The sequence below is a fragment of the Pseudomonas viridiflava genome (genome assembly GCF_900184295.1).
Lineage (GTDB): Bacteria > Pseudomonadota > Gammaproteobacteria > Pseudomonadales > Pseudomonadaceae > Aquipseudomonas > Aquipseudomonas viridiflava.
On record NZ_LT855380.1, the window covers coordinates 300015 to 315441 of the forward strand.

At 59.8% G+C, this 15427-nt stretch carries 13 protein-coding genes; 5 read left to right on the forward strand and 8 right to left on the reverse strand.

What is annotated here, in order from left to right; translation table 11 throughout:
- Position 1: 1 nt before the first annotated feature.
- From CFBP1590_RS01470 to CFBP1590_RS01500, 7 genes are all read right to left on the reverse strand, one after another.
- Entirely contained in the window at positions 2 to 1024 is a 1023-nt protein-coding gene (locus tag CFBP1590_RS01470) for an ABC transporter permease (RefSeq protein ID WP_004880478.1), read from the reverse strand.
- A complete protein-coding gene (locus CFBP1590_RS01475) occupies positions 1024 to 2091 on the reverse strand; it encodes a microcin C ABC transporter permease YejB (protein WP_004880477.1) in 1068 nt (355 codons plus the stop codon). The genes CFBP1590_RS01470 and CFBP1590_RS01475 overlap by 1 nt, the downstream gene beginning before the upstream one ends.
- A gap of 1 nt (position 2092) precedes the next feature.
- The gene (locus CFBP1590_RS01480) at positions 2093 to 3979 is read right to left on the reverse strand and encodes an extracellular solute-binding protein (RefSeq protein WP_088234346.1); all 1887 of its coding nucleotides are present in this window, start codon (positions 3977 to 3979) and stop codon (positions 2093 to 2095) included.
- Between the two features lie 146 nt (positions 3980 to 4125).
- The gene (locus CFBP1590_RS01485; protein WP_029244424.1) at positions 4126 to 6843 is read right to left on the reverse strand and encodes a TonB-dependent receptor; all 2718 of its coding nucleotides are present in this window, start codon (positions 6841 to 6843) and stop codon (positions 4126 to 4128) included.
- Between the two features lie 192 nt (positions 6844 to 7035).
- Positions 7036 to 7437 (reverse strand): ExbD/TolR family protein, encoded by a 402-nt coding sequence (locus CFBP1590_RS01490; RefSeq protein WP_004880470.1) that lies wholly within the window; start codon positions 7435 to 7437, stop codon positions 7036 to 7038.
- The gene (locus CFBP1590_RS01495) at positions 7437 to 8144 is read right to left on the reverse strand and encodes a MotA/TolQ/ExbB proton channel family protein (RefSeq protein ID WP_004880467.1); all 708 of its coding nucleotides are present in this window, start codon (positions 8142 to 8144) and stop codon (positions 7437 to 7439) included. Before CFBP1590_RS01495 ends, CFBP1590_RS01490 begins: the two co-directional genes overlap by 1 nt.
- 50 nt (positions 8145 to 8194) lie before the next feature.
- Positions 8195 to 9025, reverse strand: a complete 831-nt coding sequence (locus tag CFBP1590_RS01500; protein WP_074454423.1) for an energy transducer TonB — start codon at positions 9023 to 9025, stop codon at positions 8195 to 8197.
- A gap of 1163 nt (positions 9026 to 10188) precedes the next feature.
- Between CFBP1590_RS01500 and CFBP1590_RS01505 the strand changes: the two genes are divergently transcribed.
- Positions 10189 to 10443 carry a hypothetical protein gene (locus tag CFBP1590_RS01505; RefSeq protein WP_025996658.1) on the forward strand — a complete coding sequence of 85 codons (255 nt, stop codon included), beginning with the start codon at positions 10189 to 10191 and terminating at the stop codon, positions 10441 to 10443.
- Positions 10444 to 10507: 64 nt separating this feature from the next.
- Here the strand turns inward: CFBP1590_RS01505 and CFBP1590_RS01510 are convergent, their stop codons facing one another.
- Positions 10508 to 11662, reverse strand: coding sequence for a cysteine desulfurase family protein (locus CFBP1590_RS01510; protein ID WP_088234347.1), 1155 nt, complete (start codon positions 11660 to 11662; stop codon positions 10508 to 10510).
- 620 nt (positions 11663 to 12282) lie between these two features.
- Here CFBP1590_RS01510 and CFBP1590_RS01515 point away from each other — a divergent pair.
- The 4 genes from CFBP1590_RS01515 to CFBP1590_RS01530 all read left to right on the forward strand — a co-directional run bounded on the left by CFBP1590_RS01515 (position 12283) and on the right by CFBP1590_RS01530 (position 15393).
- A complete protein-coding gene (locus tag CFBP1590_RS01515) occupies positions 12283 to 12753 on the forward strand; it encodes an Lrp/AsnC family transcriptional regulator (RefSeq protein ID WP_004880460.1) in 471 nt (156 codons plus the stop codon).
- 269 nt (positions 12754 to 13022) lie between these two features.
- The gene (locus CFBP1590_RS01520) at positions 13023 to 13697 is read left to right on the forward strand and encodes an HAD family hydrolase (RefSeq protein ID WP_088234348.1); all 675 of its coding nucleotides are present in this window, start codon (positions 13023 to 13025) and stop codon (positions 13695 to 13697) included.
- 163 nt (positions 13698 to 13860) lie between these two features.
- Positions 13861 to 14154: a hypothetical protein gene (locus CFBP1590_RS01525; protein ID WP_004880456.1), complete on the forward strand. Its 294-nt coding sequence runs from the start codon at positions 13861 to 13863 to the stop codon at positions 14152 to 14154.
- A gap of 471 nt (positions 14155 to 14625) precedes the next feature.
- On the forward strand, positions 14626 to 15393 hold the full coding sequence (locus CFBP1590_RS01530) for a C1 family peptidase (protein WP_088234349.1): 768 nt from the start codon (positions 14626 to 14628) through the stop codon (positions 15391 to 15393).
- The last annotated feature ends 34 nt before the right edge of the window (positions 15394 to 15427 follow it).

Consider the following 15427-nt stretch of genomic DNA (forward strand, 5'->3'; position numbering starts at 1 on the left):
GTCAGCTCCGGGGATCGAACGCGTCACGGCAGGCTTCGCCGATGAACACCAACAGGGACAGAATCAGCGCCAGCGCGACGAAGGCAGTCAGGCCCAGCCACGGCGCCTGCAGATTGCGCTTGGCCTCGCCGATCAGCTCGCCCAGCGAAGCGCTGCCTGCGGGCATGCCGAAGCCGAGAAAATCCAGCGCGGTGAGGGTGGCGATTGAACCCGTCACGATGAACGGCAGGTAGGTGAGCGTGCTGGTCATGGCGTTGGGCAGGATGTGCCGCCACATCAGCGCGGCATCGGTCAGACCCAATGCGCGGGCCGCTTTGACGTATTCCAGATTGCGACCGCGCAGAAACTCGGCGCGCACCACGTCCACCAGCGACAGCCATGAAAACAGCGCCATGATCCCCAGCAGCCACCAGAAATTCGGTGACACGAAGCCCGACAGAATGATCAGCAGGTACAGCACCGGCAGGCCCGACCAGATTTCCTGAATGCGCTGGCCGATCAGGTCGGTCATGCCGCCGTAATACCCCTGAATCGCACCGGCACAGACCCCGATCACCGTGCTGATCGCTGTCAGCAGCAAGGCGAACAGAATCGAAATCCGCGCCCCGAACAGCACCCGCGCCAGCACATCGCGCGCCTGTTCGTCGGTGCCCAGCCAGTTATGGCCATCGGGCGGGCTGGGCGAGGGCGCTTCCAGGTCGTAGTTGATGGTGTCGTAGCTGAACGGGATCGGCGCGAACATCATCCAGCCGTTCTTAGCCGCGATCAGCTGGCGCACATAGTCGCTGGAATAATCCGGTTCGAAGGGCAGCTCGCCGCCGAAATCGGTTTCCATATAGGTGTGAAACGCCGGGTAATACAGCTCGCCGTCATAGCTGAGCAGCAACGGCTTGTCATTGGCGATCAGCTCGCCGCACAGGCACACCAGCATCAGACCGACGAAGATCCACAACGACCACCAGCCGCGCCGGTTGGCCTTGAACAGCGCCATGCGCCGCTGGCTCTGGGGAGAGAACTCGAACATCAGGCGCTCCTCGCGGAAAAATCGATGCGCGGATCGACCAGCATGTAGCACAGGTCGCCCACCAGTTTGATCAGCAGGCCGAACAGGGTGAACAGAAACAGCGTGCCGAACACCACGGGGTAATCCCGCGACACCGCCGCCTCGTAGCTCATGCGCCCCAGCCCGTCGAGGCCGAAGATGGTTTCGATCAGCAGCGAACCGGCGAAGAACACCTCGATCAGCGCCTGCGGAATACCGGCAATCACCAGCAGCATGGCGTTGCGGAACACGTGGCCGTACAGCACGCGGTGTTCCGTCAGACCCTTGGCCCGCGCCGTGACCACGTACTGGCGGCTGATCTCGTTGAGAAAGCTGTTCTTGGTCAGGATGGTCAGTGTCGCGAAGCCGCCGATCACCAGCGATGTGACGGGCAGCACCAGGTGCCACAGGTAGTCCTTCACCTTGCCCCAGGTGCCGAGACTGTCGAAGTTTTCCGAGAACAGCCCCTGCGCCGGAAACCAGCTCAGGTAGCTGCCACCGGCAAACACCACGATCAGCAGAATCGCGAACAGGAATGCAGGCGTGGCGTAGCCGATGATCACCAGCGTGCTGCTCCACACATCGAATGCGCTGCCGTGCCGTACTGCCTTGCGAATGCCCAGCGGAATGGAGATCAGGTAGGTGATCAACGTCGCCCATAACCCGAGCGACAGCGACACCGGCAGTTTCTGCGCGATCAACTCAGTCACCGGCGCGCCGCGAAAGAAGCTGTTGCCGAAGTCCAGTTGCGCGTAGTTCTTGAGCATCAGCCACAGGCGTTCATGCATCGGTTTGTCGAAACCGTAATGCTCCTTGATCGACTCGATCAGCGCCGGGTCCAGACCGCGCGTGCTGCGGCTGGCAGTACCGCTGGAGGCCACTTCGCCGCCGCCTCCACCGACGCCGTTGGGGCTGAAACCCTGAATCCGTGCGATGGCCTGTTCCACCGGCCCGCCGGGGGCAGCCTGCACGATCAGAAAATTCACAATCAGAATGGCCAGCAGCGTAGGAATGATCAGCAGCAGGCGTCGGATTACGTAAGCCAGCATCTCAATGCTCCTTCGCAGCGGTGGTCTTGCTGCCGAGCGCAGCAGCCTGGGCGTTGGTCAGCGCGGTCGGGCTGATCTGCCACCAGGTTTCCAGGCCGACGTCGTAGATGGGCGCGGTGTCGGGCCTGCCGAAACGGTTGGCGTACACCAGCGGCGTGCCTTTGGAGAAATAGTTGGGGATCATGTAGTAGCCCCACTGCAACACCCGATCCAGCGCACGGGCGTAGTGCACCATGTCGTTGCGGCTGTTGGCGGCCACCAGCCCGTCGATCAGGGTGTCCACGGCCGGGTTGCGCAGCACCATGGCGTTGGAGCTGCCGACTTCGGTGGCGCTCTGCGAGCCGTACAGGTTGTACAGGTCGCGGCCCGGCGAGATCAGCGGATTGCCGCTCTTGGGGAAGGTGACCACGATCATGTCGTAGTCCCGGGCGTTGAGTCGGTTGATGTACTGAGCGGAGTCGATGCGCAGGAAATCCAGCGTGATACCGATCTGCGCCAGCGTGCGTTTGAACGGCAGGATCAGGCGATCGAATCCGCCCTGGCCGTCGAGAAAGCTGAACACCATCGGCTCGCCTGCGGCGTTGACCAGCTTGTTGTCTTTCGGATGCCAGCCGGCTTCAGCCAGCAGCTTGAGGGCCTGTACCTGTTTGTCGCGGATGTAGCCGTTGCCGTCGGTCTTCGGAGGCTGGTAGACCTGAGTGAACACCTCGTCCGGCACCTGGCCGCGCAAGGGTTCGAGAATCTTAAGCTCGGCTTCGTCCGGCAACTGGGTCGCGGACATTTCGCTTTTCGGAAAGTAGCTCTGCTGGCGCACATAGAAATTGCGCATCACCCGGCGGTTGATCCAGTCGAAGTCCCACAGCATCGACAGCGCCTGCCGCACGCGACGATCCTGGAAGATCGGGTTGTCCAGATTGAACACAAAACCCTGCGCGGCGACGGGGCGCTGAGTGGCCAGGATGTTTTTCTGCAAGCGCCCGTCGTCGATGGCCGGGCCGCTGTAGCCGACGGTAAAGCCCGCCGAGGAGTACTCCCGGTTGTAATCGAATGCCCCGGCCTGCAGCAGCTGGCGGGCGATTTCCGTGTCGCCGTAGAAATTCACAGTCAGGGTGTCGAAGTTGTACAGGCCACGGCTGACCGGCAAGTCCTTGCCCCACCAGTCCTTGACCCGCTCGAAGACTACGCTGCGCCCGGCATCGACCTTGGCGACCCGGTAAGGCCCGTTGCCCAGCGGTGGCTCAAAACCGCCGCCGTTGGCGAAGTCCCGGTCTTTCCACCAGTGCTTCGGCAAAATGTGCAGGCTGGCGATGTCGAGGGCCAGCATGCGGTTGAGGTTGTTCTTGAAGTCGAAACGTATCTGCAGCGGCCCTTCGATGGTCACGTCCTTCACGTCGGCGAACATCGGGCGATAGCTGAAGCTGGCCTTGGTGGTCATCAGCTCGTAGGTGTAGCGCACGTCCTCGGCTGTGACCGGCTGGCCGTCGTCGAAGCGCGCCTTGGGGTTGAGGTAAAACCGCACCCACAGACCGTTCGGGTCCACTTCCATCTTTTCAGCGATCAGCCCGTAGACGGTGTAAGGCTCGTCGAGCGAGCGATAGGCCAGCGGCGAGTAGACCCACGTGTCGAGCTGTACGACACCGATGCCTTGATCGACATACGGGTTGAGGTAGTTGAACTGACCGATTTCTTCGGCTGACCGGGTCAGCGTTCCACCCTTGGGGGCGTCCGGGTTGACGTAATCGAAGTGCTTGAAGCCGGCCGGGTATTTCGGTGCCTCGCCGTAGACAGTCAAGGCATGTGTCGGCGTAGCCAGCGCGACCTGCCAACAGGTGCACAACACCGCAACACCCAGCAGCAGGCGTCGCAGAAGACGGATTTGACGCGACATGATGGGGCTATCCTCGTACGCACGAATGACGCCATGCGGCGAAAAAGGCCTCCGGCCGGGGAAGGTGGATGAAACCTGTGGCCGGAGGGGGCGAGCTCGCAAACAGGACGCGACCCACGGAGCGGGTATGGGTCGCGCCTTCACCCTCAGAAGTGATACGTCATGCGTGCGAACAGCGTGCGGCCCAACGGGTCGGCGTAGCGTGGGTCATAGCCGGACTGGAAGTTGTAGGACTGATTGGAGAACGGCGGATTGCGGTCAAACATGTTGCGCAGGCCCGCATCGACATCCAGCACCTTGTCGAAGGTATGACCGACCGACAGGTCCCACAGCGCATACGAGGCGACCCGTGCGTTGGTGGTGCGGTCGGAGTCGTTGTAGCCCGAGGTGAAGCGGTTGGTGATGGACGCGCGGGTATTGCCCAGCGACCAGGTACCGCTCAGAACGTGTTTCCAGCGCGCAATTACGCCGTCGCCCTGAAAGTCGCCGACTTTGTCGGTGTACGGACCGTCGATGATGTTCTGGAAGTCATAACGGGTCACGTAAGTGCCGGTCATGCCCAGGCCGAACTGACCATACGGCGTATTCGGGAAGCGATAGTCGAGGCTGACGTCCACACCGCTGGTCTTGACGATGCCCAGGTTGGCGTTACCGGTCACGATGTTGGCGATGGAACCGTCAGCGGCGCGAACGAAGCGATCGGCGTACGTGTTGGGGTCGTCGAACACGGTCGATTCAGGGAAGGACTGAATCTGGTTGGAGATGTGAATCCACCAGAAGTCCAGACCCATCGACAGATTGTTGACCGGCTGATACACGAAGCCCAGCGTCATGTTACGGGCTTTTTCCGGCGCCAGTTCGGTGTTGCCGCCGCTGTTGTTGAGGAACTGCTGCGCACAGTCACGACCGGCATTGCCGCCGGGCTGCACGGTGCCGCCGGCACACAACACAGGGTCGTTGTAAAAACCCTGAGTGAACGTCGTGCTGCGCGGTGCGTACAGCTCATAGAGCGATGGCGCGCGGAAGCCCTCGCTGTAGGCACCACGGACCACCAGTTGCTTGATCGGCTGATAGCGGAACGAGTACTTGGGGTTGGTGGTGCTGCCGAAGTCACTGTATTTGTCATGACGCACAGCGGCGGTCAGTTCCAGGCTGTCCAGCACCGGCACGTTCAACTCGGCGTATTCGGCTTTCACGCTGCGCTCACCCGATACGCTGCCCGCGGCATCCGCACCCAGGCTGCTGACGTCGTTGACGAACGCTTCGTACTGTTGATGCATCTTCTCTTTGCGGTACTCGCCGCCCAGTGCCAGACCGGCCGGGCCTGCGCCGAACCAGTCACCGATTTCCCGGCTGATGCGCCCGTCAATGCCAGCCACGCGGCCCACAGCGCTGGAGTATTGCCCGTGATATTGGTTGGCATCGATCAGCGCCTGACCCGCTGCGGTCTGCGGCCCGAACGGGTTGATCACGCCGTTGGCCAGGCCATTGATCATCTGCGCGTCACTGACGTAGCCGTCGGTGAGACTGGACAGCACCTTGTTCTGGTTGTACGAAGCGCCGACGTTGTAATCCCAGCCACCGACCAGACCGTCGAAATTCAGCAGAAAGCGCTGGCTGGTGTTCTGGTCACTTGAACCGCGAGGTCCGGCGGCGGTTTCGCGCCATGCGGTGTCGACCGGTTGTGTGGGGTCGAGCGTAAAGTTGGTCGGTGCCGGGGTGATGCCATTGCCGGGATAGAACGGCGACGACGAATCCAGCGACAGGCCGGTGAGTGGGGCCGGCCCAATGTCGGTGTGGTTGTTGTTGCGTGCCCAGAAGTATTCAAGGCTGACGTTGTGGTCGTCGGCCAGCTTGCCGGTGGCCTTGCCGAAGAACGAGGTCTTTTCGGTCTGCGGGATCAGGTCGATGTACTCGCGGGTGCTGAACCGGCAGATGCCGTTGCGGGCGATCAGGCTAGGCCCGGAGCAATTGGCGCCCAGCGGGTTGGAAGAGTTGTCGCCCTGAAAATAGTTGCCAGGGTACGCGGTGCCGGAGGTCTGGTTGAGGCCGCGCCCTGGCTGGTAATCCTGAGTGAATGAACGGTCGTTGGCGTCCAGATTCTGCTGCTTGTTGTAGTTGAAGACGCCCATCACATTGAAGCGGTCTTCTTCCAGATCACCAAAGCCCCAGCTGGCGCTCATGTCCTTGGTTGCGCCGCCGCCACTGTGGGTCGGTGTCTCGCCGCCCAGGGTCAGAGAACCGTCGGTCAGGGTCTTCTTGGTGATGAAGTTGATCACACCGCCAATGGCGTCGGTGCCGTACAAGGCCGATGCACCGTCACGCAGGACTTCAACCCGGTCGATGGCGGCGAACGGGATCATGTTCAGGTCGATGGCGCTGCCGTTCGGCGAACCGACACCCGAGATGGCGTTGTTGGCCAGGCGGCGTCCGTTGAGCAGCACCAGTGTCTTGTTGGGGCCAATGCCGCGCATGTCGGCGAAGGAAGCTCCCCCTGAACCTGTACCGACAGAGCCCGCGCTGTTGTTGATCGACTGACTGCCGGTAATGCGCTGGACCATTTCCTGAGTGGTGGTCACGCCCTGCTTCTTCAGGTCGTCGGCGCGCAGGATGGTGATCGGCACGGCGGTTTCGGCGTCGACCCGGCGTATCGCCGAACCGGTCACTTCAACGCGTTGCAGCTGGGTCGTGGCGGGCACGACGGCGGCAGCGGAGACGGATTCGCTGGCGGTGTCCGCTTCAACGGCCTCGGCCGCATGGGCACCGCTCATGCCCATGGCCAGGGCGCACAGCAGGGCGCGAGGGTGACGGCGGACCGCGAGGGCCAGTGGCTTGAGGGTGTATCCGGGAAGATTCATCAGCATGGTTATTTCCGACTTGGTCCAGACATTATTGAAATGGCCTTGTGAGCCCTCTATTCCTGCGCGGTTGTGCCGTGCGGGAGTTCCACTGCGTTGGTTTCCAGCAAGCCGCTCCCCTCCAGGGGCTTTTCAGCCCACGGACGATGGTGTTGGCGGGAGTCGGTTCAGCGGGTTTCGCGGGGCGAAACCCTCAGTTCATTTGGCCGTCATGACGGAAATCTTCGTGATGCCCGAGCGCTCGATGGACGCCATGGCCTTGGCCACCTGGCCATAGTTCACGTCGGTATCGGCCTGCAGCTGGACACGGATGTCCGGATCCTTGGCCTTCTCGTCCTGCAGGCTTTTCTCCAGCAGCTCGGGAGCGATTTCCGATTTGGCGAGGAAGAACTTGCCGCTCTGGTCGACGCTGACCACTACCGGATCCTTCTTCTCGGCCGGGGCGACCGAATCGGTCTTGGGCAGGTTGACCTTGATCGCGTTGGTCATCAGCGGCGTGGTGACGATGAACACCACCAGCAGCACGAGCATCACATCCACCAGCGGCGTGACGTTCATTTCGCTGAGCACTTCATCGCTGTCTTGAGTGGAAAAAGACATTAGCTTGCCTCCCGCACGGCGTGGCCTTGCTTGCTGGCGATGGGTTGACGGGATACGGCGAAGGCACTGCGCTGGGCGAGGGCGTCGAAGTCATGGGCGAAGTCGTCCATGTCGGCGACAGCCAGCTTGAGGCGGCGCAGGAAGAAGTTGTAGATCAGGACCGCAGGCACAGCGACCGCGATGCCGACGCCGGTGGCGACCAGTGCATGACCGATGGGACCGGCAACCGCTTCAAGGCTGGCCGAGCCGGTCAGGCCGATGCTTTGCAGCGCTTCCATGATGCCCCAGACCGTTCCGAACAGACCGATGAAGGGCGCGGTGCTGCCGATACTGGCGAGAATCGCCTGGCCGCTTTCCAGCGAGCGACGTTCCTTCTGGATCTGCTGGCGCAGGTTGCGCTCCAGGCGGTCCGAGCGGTTGATGGTGTGTGCCAGTTGCTGCGTGGTACGCGGTGATTCGTCCACCGCCATGGCTTCGAAACCACTGTTGGCGATGCGCGCCAGGGAGCCTGGGTATTGCGACGCATGTTCGGCGGCGGTGAGCAGGTCCGGCGCGCCCCAGAAGGCTTTGGTGAAGTGTTTGTTCTGGGATTTCAGCTTCACGTATTGCGCGGACTTGATCAGCAACAAGGCCCAGCTCAGCACGGAAAACAGAATCAGCGCCCAGAGCACGGCGGGTACGATCATGGAAGAGAGCGATGCGTTCATGGTTTACACCTCACCAGCTTTAATAGAATTGTCAGTGGTCATACGCCGGATCATTCCGGCAGCTTGAAATCGATGGTCTGTGTCGCGAAGCCTTCAATCGGTGTGTCGCCACGCTTGGCCGGAATGAACTTCCAGTTGCGCACCGCTTCTACCGCCGCTTCGTCTAGAACCGGTTTGCCGCTGGATTTGGTCACCTCGACCGTGCCGGCCCGGCCGTTGGGCAGCACCTTGATGCGCAGCACCACGCGGCCTTCCCAACTGCGTCGCAAGGCCAGGCCCGGATATTCGGGCGGCGGGTTGCCCAGGCTGGCGAGCCCGGAGACCGCTGCGCTTTCCTTCACAGGTGCTGCTGGCGCTGCCGGAGCGGGTGGCGCAGGCGTTGGCGTCGGCGGTGCTGCTGGCGCGGGGGCTGCGACCGGTTTTGGCGGTGCAGGCGGCGTCGGCTTTTTCACAGGCTCAGGTTTCTTGACCGGCTTGGGCTTCTCGACCTTCGGCTTTTCGATGGGCTTGGGCGGCGGCTCGACCGCATCCGGGTCCTCGACCGGTTGTTCCGGCTCGGGCGGCGGTGGCGGGGGAGGCGGCGGAGGTGGTGGTTCAGGCGGCGGCGGTGGCTCCGGGGTTGGAGGCGTCGGGCTGGTCAGCTCAATGGTCATTTCCGGAACTTGTGGCGGAACTTCCGGCACTTCCGGTTTGGCAGTTTGCATGTACCACCACACGGCACCGTGAATAAGTACCGAGGCTGCGATCAACACGAAGACGTGCGATTTTTTCAGGCCGCCAGGTCGCGAAGTATTGGCCTTGAAGGGAATGCTCTGCCACACCGTCGGACTTTCTTCCGGCGGCGGTACAGGGACCGCTTTCATTATTACCGCATCATTCATTAACGCTCCCTCGGGTAGTTGAAGGGCAATAAAAGTCCGTTCAAACATTGGCGAATGTTCGAATGATGGAGACCTGCACATTCGTTGAAGCGCACGACGCCGTCGAGCCTGAAGAGGCACAGACTCAAGAGGGCAAAGCGCGATATTCAATCAGGGCGATAGCATTGCGAATCCTTGCTTATTAGTTATGTCCACTACGAGCAAACGTGTTGCTTGATAACAATCCTGCTTTGCAACCGCTGTGCCAGAAATGGTTGGTGGTGTGCCTGTATGCAGCGTTCCAGAGCGGATGTCGCATTCCTGTACCTTTCTTGCGATTAAGCGCTGTTTCGGCAGGGATCACCTTCAAATGAATAGTGCCAATACCCATTCAGAGGCCGAAGTTCACCCCTCTGAGGAGTCAGACGAATTGAAAAATACATGACCGCTCGGTCATAAAATCACGTGCACCAATACTGTAAGGTTCGAGTCAAGTTGGTGCGTTAGTTGGTCATCTATTCACGGCAAACGGCTCCGGCTGTAAAAGATTGCAGGTCGAGTTAAATATAAAGCTCAGCCATGGATTGAGTGAAGGCTAGGTGATGCTAATCAAAATAAATTGTCGAACGATAAATGTGTTGGTGCGAAGTTTTCCGTTGTTAGTTAGTAACGGGCACACAGCAGTACGCAAGCGCTTGCCGATAAGGCAAAACAAGGGTGTTCGGTTATTGATTCAAGGCTTGCGCCTTGTGTTTTGAATCAGTCGGAAGGGTATGTCGGTAAGGTCGAACATGAAGCCGTTACAGCGGGCAGGCCCGTTGCGGGCGCAGCCATCTGAGCCCGTGAAGGGCATTGCGGTGGTCTGGCATGAGCTGGATGTGGCATGGGTAGACTCCTTTCCTGGCAAGGCGCACGACTTGTGGTCTGGCATTGCACTGTTAATGGACGACTCTGCGTCCGAAAACTGCACTTTGGTGCGTGTGGGCACCTCCTGTGTGCAGCGCGTGCCAATGGTTCATGGCACGGCCGTTCCACTTGGAAGATCTGTGCCAATTGTGTCTTTTTGTATCATGAAGATTACAGACGGCAGCAAACGCGCCGCATAGACGCGCTCGTCGCCTGAATCGAACCCTCGGCGTTCAGGCACGTCCACTTTCTTTGGCAAGACAAAAGAGGTGGCCGACATGACAACCGATTTCATCCTGACAAACGAAGTACCCAGAGAAGATCCTGCCAGCCCGCAGCTGGGCCAGTACGACCGTGAGGCCGATCCGGTGCTTAATATGAACGCCAACAAGCCGGGCGCAGGCTCCGAGAAGGGTGACGAGGTTTTGGAGCGCACCCAGCACGATGAGGCTTATGAGGACGACGAGCCTGAGGTGTATTCGGATGACCCGGATATCGTGGCGGATGAGGGCGGTGGTGTGTCACCGGGCTGATGAAGGCGGCACTGCTCAAGCATCCCCTGTCGAGACCTTGAGCCGTGCGCTGTGAAAGCGGGCGTTACCAGAACGCAGCCGGCGCGGTGAGCGCCTTGCTGAATACCTCGATAGCGCGTTCGACATCGGTTTGCGTGGTGTAGCGACCGAGGCTGACGCGTACGCTGGCCAGTGCCTTATTGGTATCGAGCCCCATCGCCAGCAGCACGTGCGACGGTGCATTGCTCGCCGAGTTGCAGGCCGAGGTCGAAGAGAGTGCCAGCGCGTGAGACAGCTGCGCACTGGTGAAGCTGCTGCGCGTGATGCACAGGTTCAGGGTGTGCGGAATGCGTTGCTCAGGACAGCCGTTAAGTTGCACGTCCGGCAGTGCCAACAGTCCTTCGCGCAAATGACTGCTCAGCTCCGCGATACGACGATTTTCCGCATCAGCCTTGTTGACCGCCAGCGCAAAGGCTTCGCCCATGCCGACGATCTGATGCGTCGCCAGCGTGCCGGAACGGAAACCGCCTTCATGACCACCGCCATGAATCTGCGCCTGCAGCAACGCATGAGCACGCGGGCCTACATACAGCGCACCAATACCTTTCGGGCCATACGCCTTATGAGCCGAGAACGACATCAGATCGACCGCCAGACTCGCCAGATCCACCTTCACTTTGCCGACCGCCTGCGCCGCATCGACGTGAAACAGCGCGCCATGTTCGCGCACCAGCGTGCCGATGCTGGCGATATCGGTGAGCGTGCCCAGCTCGTTATTCACCAGCATCAACGACACCAGCAACGTGTCTTCACGCAATGCCGCCTGCACGGCCTGCGGCTGGATCAGCCCATTGGCGTCCGGCTGCAGCCAGGTTACGGGAAAGCCCTGGCGTTCCAGCGTTTTCACCGTGTCGATGACGGCCTTGTGTTCCAGCGCGCTGGTGATGATGTGGCGACGTTGTGCAGTGCTGTCATGGGCGATGCCCTTGATTGCCAGGTTATTGGACTCGGTCGCGCCAGAGGTCCAGATCACCGTATCGGCAGGCGCACCCACTGCGTCGGCCACCTGACGTCGCGCCTGCTCCACCGCCTGCCGCGCCACCTGCCCGTAACCATGCCCGCTGGACGCCGGATTACCGAAATGCCCTTCGCGCCCCATACAGGCAACCATGGCTTCAATGACCTGCTCGTCGACAGGCGTGGTAGCGGCGTAATCCAGGTAGAGGGCGTTGTTGGTCATGGGCAATTCGCTTGTTTATCGGGTCAAGGTTGATGGTTAAAAGATTACCGACGCCGACGCGAAAAATTTTTGATATTTGTGCGGATTGACTGGCTGTGGGTGAAAAATAATTCTGCTCAAAGTGCTTTTGGGTGATAAAAATTTTACAGCTTGATTGGTGGGGGTTAGTTTTATGCCAATAGTTGCTCAAATACAGGTCGTACGGCGGCGCGCATGTGACGCGGAGCGTCACGGGATGCATACCCACGCGGAGCATGGGCACGATCAGAGTTGGGAAATGATCGTTCCCACGCTCTGCGCTTGGCGTTATACACAAGTCCTCCTGGAGGAATACGATGATGATCGTTCCTACGCTCTGCGTGGGAATGCCTCCCAGGACGCTCCGCGTCCGCTCTGGAATGTGGCGCAGATGCGTGCCCAAGCTCCAGCGTTATCCACGTCATGCGCTCGGCTAACTGAATCCTCAGTCTGTGCCATTTGGGAGGCATGCCCACGCGGAGCGATGGGCACGATCAGTGTCGAGACGGACTTGTGTATAACGATGAGCGCTCTGCGTGGTAACGCCGCCCAGGACGCTCCGCGTCCGAGACAGAGCCCGAACCACAAACACAGGAACCCACATGGACAAGTTCGACCGAGCCATCCTGGACAGCCTGCAAACCGACTGCACACGCTCGGTTGCAGACATCGCCGAGCGCATCGGCCTGGGCAGCACTGCCTGCTGGCGACGCATTCAGAAGCTGGAAGAAACCGGCATCATCGACCGCCGCGTCGCCCTGCTGAACCCGCAGCGCCTGAACGTCTCCGTCAGCGTCTTCGCCGCGATCCGCACCAACCAGCACAACGCCGCTTGGCTCGAACAGTTTCACAGCGCCGTCGGCGATTTGCCAGAAGTGGTCGAGTGCTACCGCATGGCCGGCGACACCGACTACCTGCTGCGCATCGTCGTTGCCGACATCGCGGGCTACGACGCGGTGTACAAACAGCTGATCAGCATCCCCGGCATTACCGACGTCAGTTCCAGCTTCGCCATGGAGCAGATCAAATTCACCACAGGCCTTCCCCTTCGGTATGCGTCGTTTGGTGGGTAAGCGCGCAGACAATGTCCGTTCGGGGCATGGCCACTGATATCAACCGAACCAACTCCATCGTGTTCCGTCACATCAAGAGTCGGTGCCGGGCAGCTGCAGCGTCGCGGCCCTGATGGCCGTGCGTGACGCACCTGTCGTTCGCACCTCACACCCCTCTCGAACCTGACTCGACGGGTCAGCGTTTTCGTCGTCAAGGCATCAAGGGTCGGTCTCGCACCGCATGCCCCTGATGCTCTACTCATGAGCATTTTTACCCAAAGGGAATTCCAATGCGCCCGCAGACCTCATTCATCTTCGACCTGGACGGGACGCTGACAGACAGCGTTTATCAAAACGTTGCGGCCTGGAAAGAAGCCCTCGACTCGGAAGACATCCCCCTCGCCATGTGGCGCATTCACCGGAAAATCGGCATGAGCGGTGGCCTCATGTTGAAATCCCTGTCTCGCGAAACCGGTCTGGACATCAGCGAAGAACAGGCCGAACGCCTCAGCGAAAAACATGCCCGCGCCTACGAGCGGTTGCAGGGGCAGATCATCGCGCTGCCCGGCGCAATCGAACTGCTTGAGACCCTCAGCCAAGAGAACCTGAAATGGTGCATCGCCACCAGCGGCGGCGTCGATACCGCCACCATCAACCTCAAGGCATTGGGGCTCGAGGCGGACAAGATCGACATCATCACACGTGACGACGTCCACTACGGCAAGCCCGATCCCGACCTGTTTCTGGCTGCCGCAAAACACATGAACGTGCCCATCGACGAATGTCTGGTGATCGGCGACGCCATCTGGGACATGCTCGCCGCCCGACGCTGCAAGGCCACAGGCATCGGGGTACTCTCCGGCGGCTACGACATTGGCGAGCTGGAACGGGCAGGAGCGTTGAGGGTGTATGAAGATGCTCTGGATCTGCTCGATCATCTGGACGAGATTGCCTCGCGACCTTGACGGTTCGTGGCTGAAATCCGGGCAGCCGGGATCGATCCGGGCAGGAGCATTCATCAGAGGCGGGGTTTACCGCCGTTGGTGTAGTCGAACCGTTGACACGGGGAACGACCCGCTGCGCTTGTACGTCAGACCTGTATCGACTCACTTGAAAAGGTACAGCTCAATGGACAAGACCATCACCGTGGACCAACTGGCGACCACCGACCTCTCGTCAATCAACGAGATCTGGCTCGGTGGGACGCACACCCAACTGTGCCTGTGGCGTGGCGAACAGATCGTCACCCACGACATGCTTAGCGAAGGCACCCACGATCAGAACGCCCGACGCCTGTGCCTGCAACTGGTCAATCCTGACGATCAGGCAGCAGTGGCCAGCGTCGAGGTGATCGTGCGTGAGCGGCTGGAAGGGAGAGAGGGCGAGTTTTATCCGGCTGAGGATGTGGATACATATCAGTGATTGTTTTGAGGCACGATCTCGATGGCAGCGTGAGCTCGCTTCTGCCTGATAAGCCCTGAGTCTGCTTCTGCCCGAAGGGCGTGGGAGCTCTCGGAGGTTACGACGGCAGCGATGGGCTGCGCAGCAGCCCTTGATCGTTTTAACCCTTGTGCTGAATCAGGCTCAGATATCACGAGGTTGGGAAATGTGCTGGAGAATTTAAAGTTTCTTGATTTTTGCAGTCGGCACTTACACATCAAATAGTTACCCATCTTATTGCAGTTGTAATGTGTCGTTTTGATATTGCACCTTGATGCCCATGAATAAACTCGTCTAAATAAATCTTCATCCCTCCCCACAAAAAACTGATGTCTGATTAATAAGCTGAATAGCAAGCCAATGGCTGCCTGAATGATGGCCATTTCCAATAAGAGTGTTTTGCTGTGCCTGATGGCTAATTAAACAGCCTGTTTTCAAGTGGAGAAGTAAACGATGACGTATACCGTAAAACAGTACGGCTGGATTCGTGACGTACCGGATCATCGCGATCATCTGTACGCCGCGCCCGTCGAGCAGCTGGCCTCGCTTCCACGTCATGTGGATCTGCGTCCTCATTGCCCCAATATCTACGATCAGGGCCAGTTAGGCAGTTGCACAGCGAATGGTATTGCAGCTGCCATTCAGTTTGATCGCATGAAACAGAAGCTTGTCCCCGCGTTCACGCCTTCCCGGTTGTTCATCTATTACAACGAGCGTGTCATCGAGCACACCGTGGAGTCGGACAGCGGTGCAATGATTCGTCACGGTATCAAAAGCGTTGCCGAACAAGGCGACTGCGATGAAGCCGAATGGCCGTACGACATTACCAAATTCACCGTCAAACCCACCAAATCCTGCTACGCCCACGCCAAGCGGTATAAGGCAGTCTCTTATCAGAAAGTCGTCCAGAACCTGAACCAGATGAAAGGATGTCTGGCCGCTGGCTATCCTTTCGTCATAGGCTTTGGCGTCTATGAAAGCCTCGAAAGCGATGAAGTCGCCAAGACAGGCATTGTCCCGATGCCAGCCCCCAACGAGAAATTGCTCGGCGGCCATTGTGTGCTCGCGGTGGGCTACGACGATGCTAAACAGGTCTTCATCATGCGCAACTCCTGGGGCGCCAAATGGGGCATGCATGGCTACTTCACCATGCCGTACAGCTACCTGATGGACCCGAATCTGGCATCGGATTTCTGGACGATCAGGATTGTCGCGGCGTAGTACCGAGGCAGAAGGTGTGGTCAGCGATCACACC

What these genes read in the sequence shown, in the direction of transcription:
- CFBP1590_RS01470 (WP_004880478.1), bottom strand. Translation starts at nt 1,024, where the DNA reads ATGTTCGAGTTCTCTCCCCAGAGCCAGCGGCGCATGGCGCTGTTCAAG.
- CFBP1590_RS01475 (WP_004880477.1), bottom strand. Translation starts at nt 2,091, where the DNA reads ATGCTGGCTTACGTAATCCGACGCCTGCTGCTGATCATTCCTACGCTG.
- CFBP1590_RS01480 (WP_088234346.1), bottom strand. Translation starts at nt 3,979, where the DNA reads ATGTCGCGTCAAATCCGTCTTCTGCGACGCCTGCTGCTGGGTGTTGCG.
- CFBP1590_RS01485 (WP_029244424.1), bottom strand. Translation starts at nt 6,843, where the DNA reads ATGCTGATGAATCTTCCCGGATACACCCTCAAGCCACTGGCCCTCGCG.
- CFBP1590_RS01490 (WP_004880470.1), bottom strand. Translation starts at nt 7,437, where the DNA reads ATGTCTTTTTCCACTCAAGACAGCGATGAAGTGCTCAGCGAAATGAAC.
- CFBP1590_RS01495 (WP_004880467.1), bottom strand. Translation starts at nt 8,144, where the DNA reads ATGAACGCATCGCTCTCTTCCATGATCGTACCCGCCGTGCTCTGGGCG.
- CFBP1590_RS01500 (WP_074454423.1), bottom strand. Translation starts at nt 9,025, where the DNA reads ATGAATGATGCGGTAATAATGAAAGCGGTCCCTGTACCGCCGCCGGAA.
- CFBP1590_RS01505 (WP_025996658.1), top strand. Translation starts at nt 10,189, where the DNA reads ATGACAACCGATTTCATCCTGACAAACGAAGTACCCAGAGAAGATCCT.
- CFBP1590_RS01510 (WP_088234347.1), bottom strand. Translation starts at nt 11,662, where the DNA reads ATGACCAACAACGCCCTCTACCTGGATTACGCCGCTACCACGCCTGTC.
- CFBP1590_RS01515 (WP_004880460.1), top strand. Translation starts at nt 12,283, where the DNA reads ATGGACAAGTTCGACCGAGCCATCCTGGACAGCCTGCAAACCGACTGC.
- CFBP1590_RS01520 (WP_088234348.1), top strand. Translation starts at nt 13,023, where the DNA reads ATGCGCCCGCAGACCTCATTCATCTTCGACCTGGACGGGACGCTGACA.
- CFBP1590_RS01525 (WP_004880456.1), top strand. Translation starts at nt 13,861, where the DNA reads ATGGACAAGACCATCACCGTGGACCAACTGGCGACCACCGACCTCTCG.
- CFBP1590_RS01530 (WP_088234349.1), top strand. Translation starts at nt 14,626, where the DNA reads ATGACGTATACCGTAAAACAGTACGGCTGGATTCGTGACGTACCGGAT.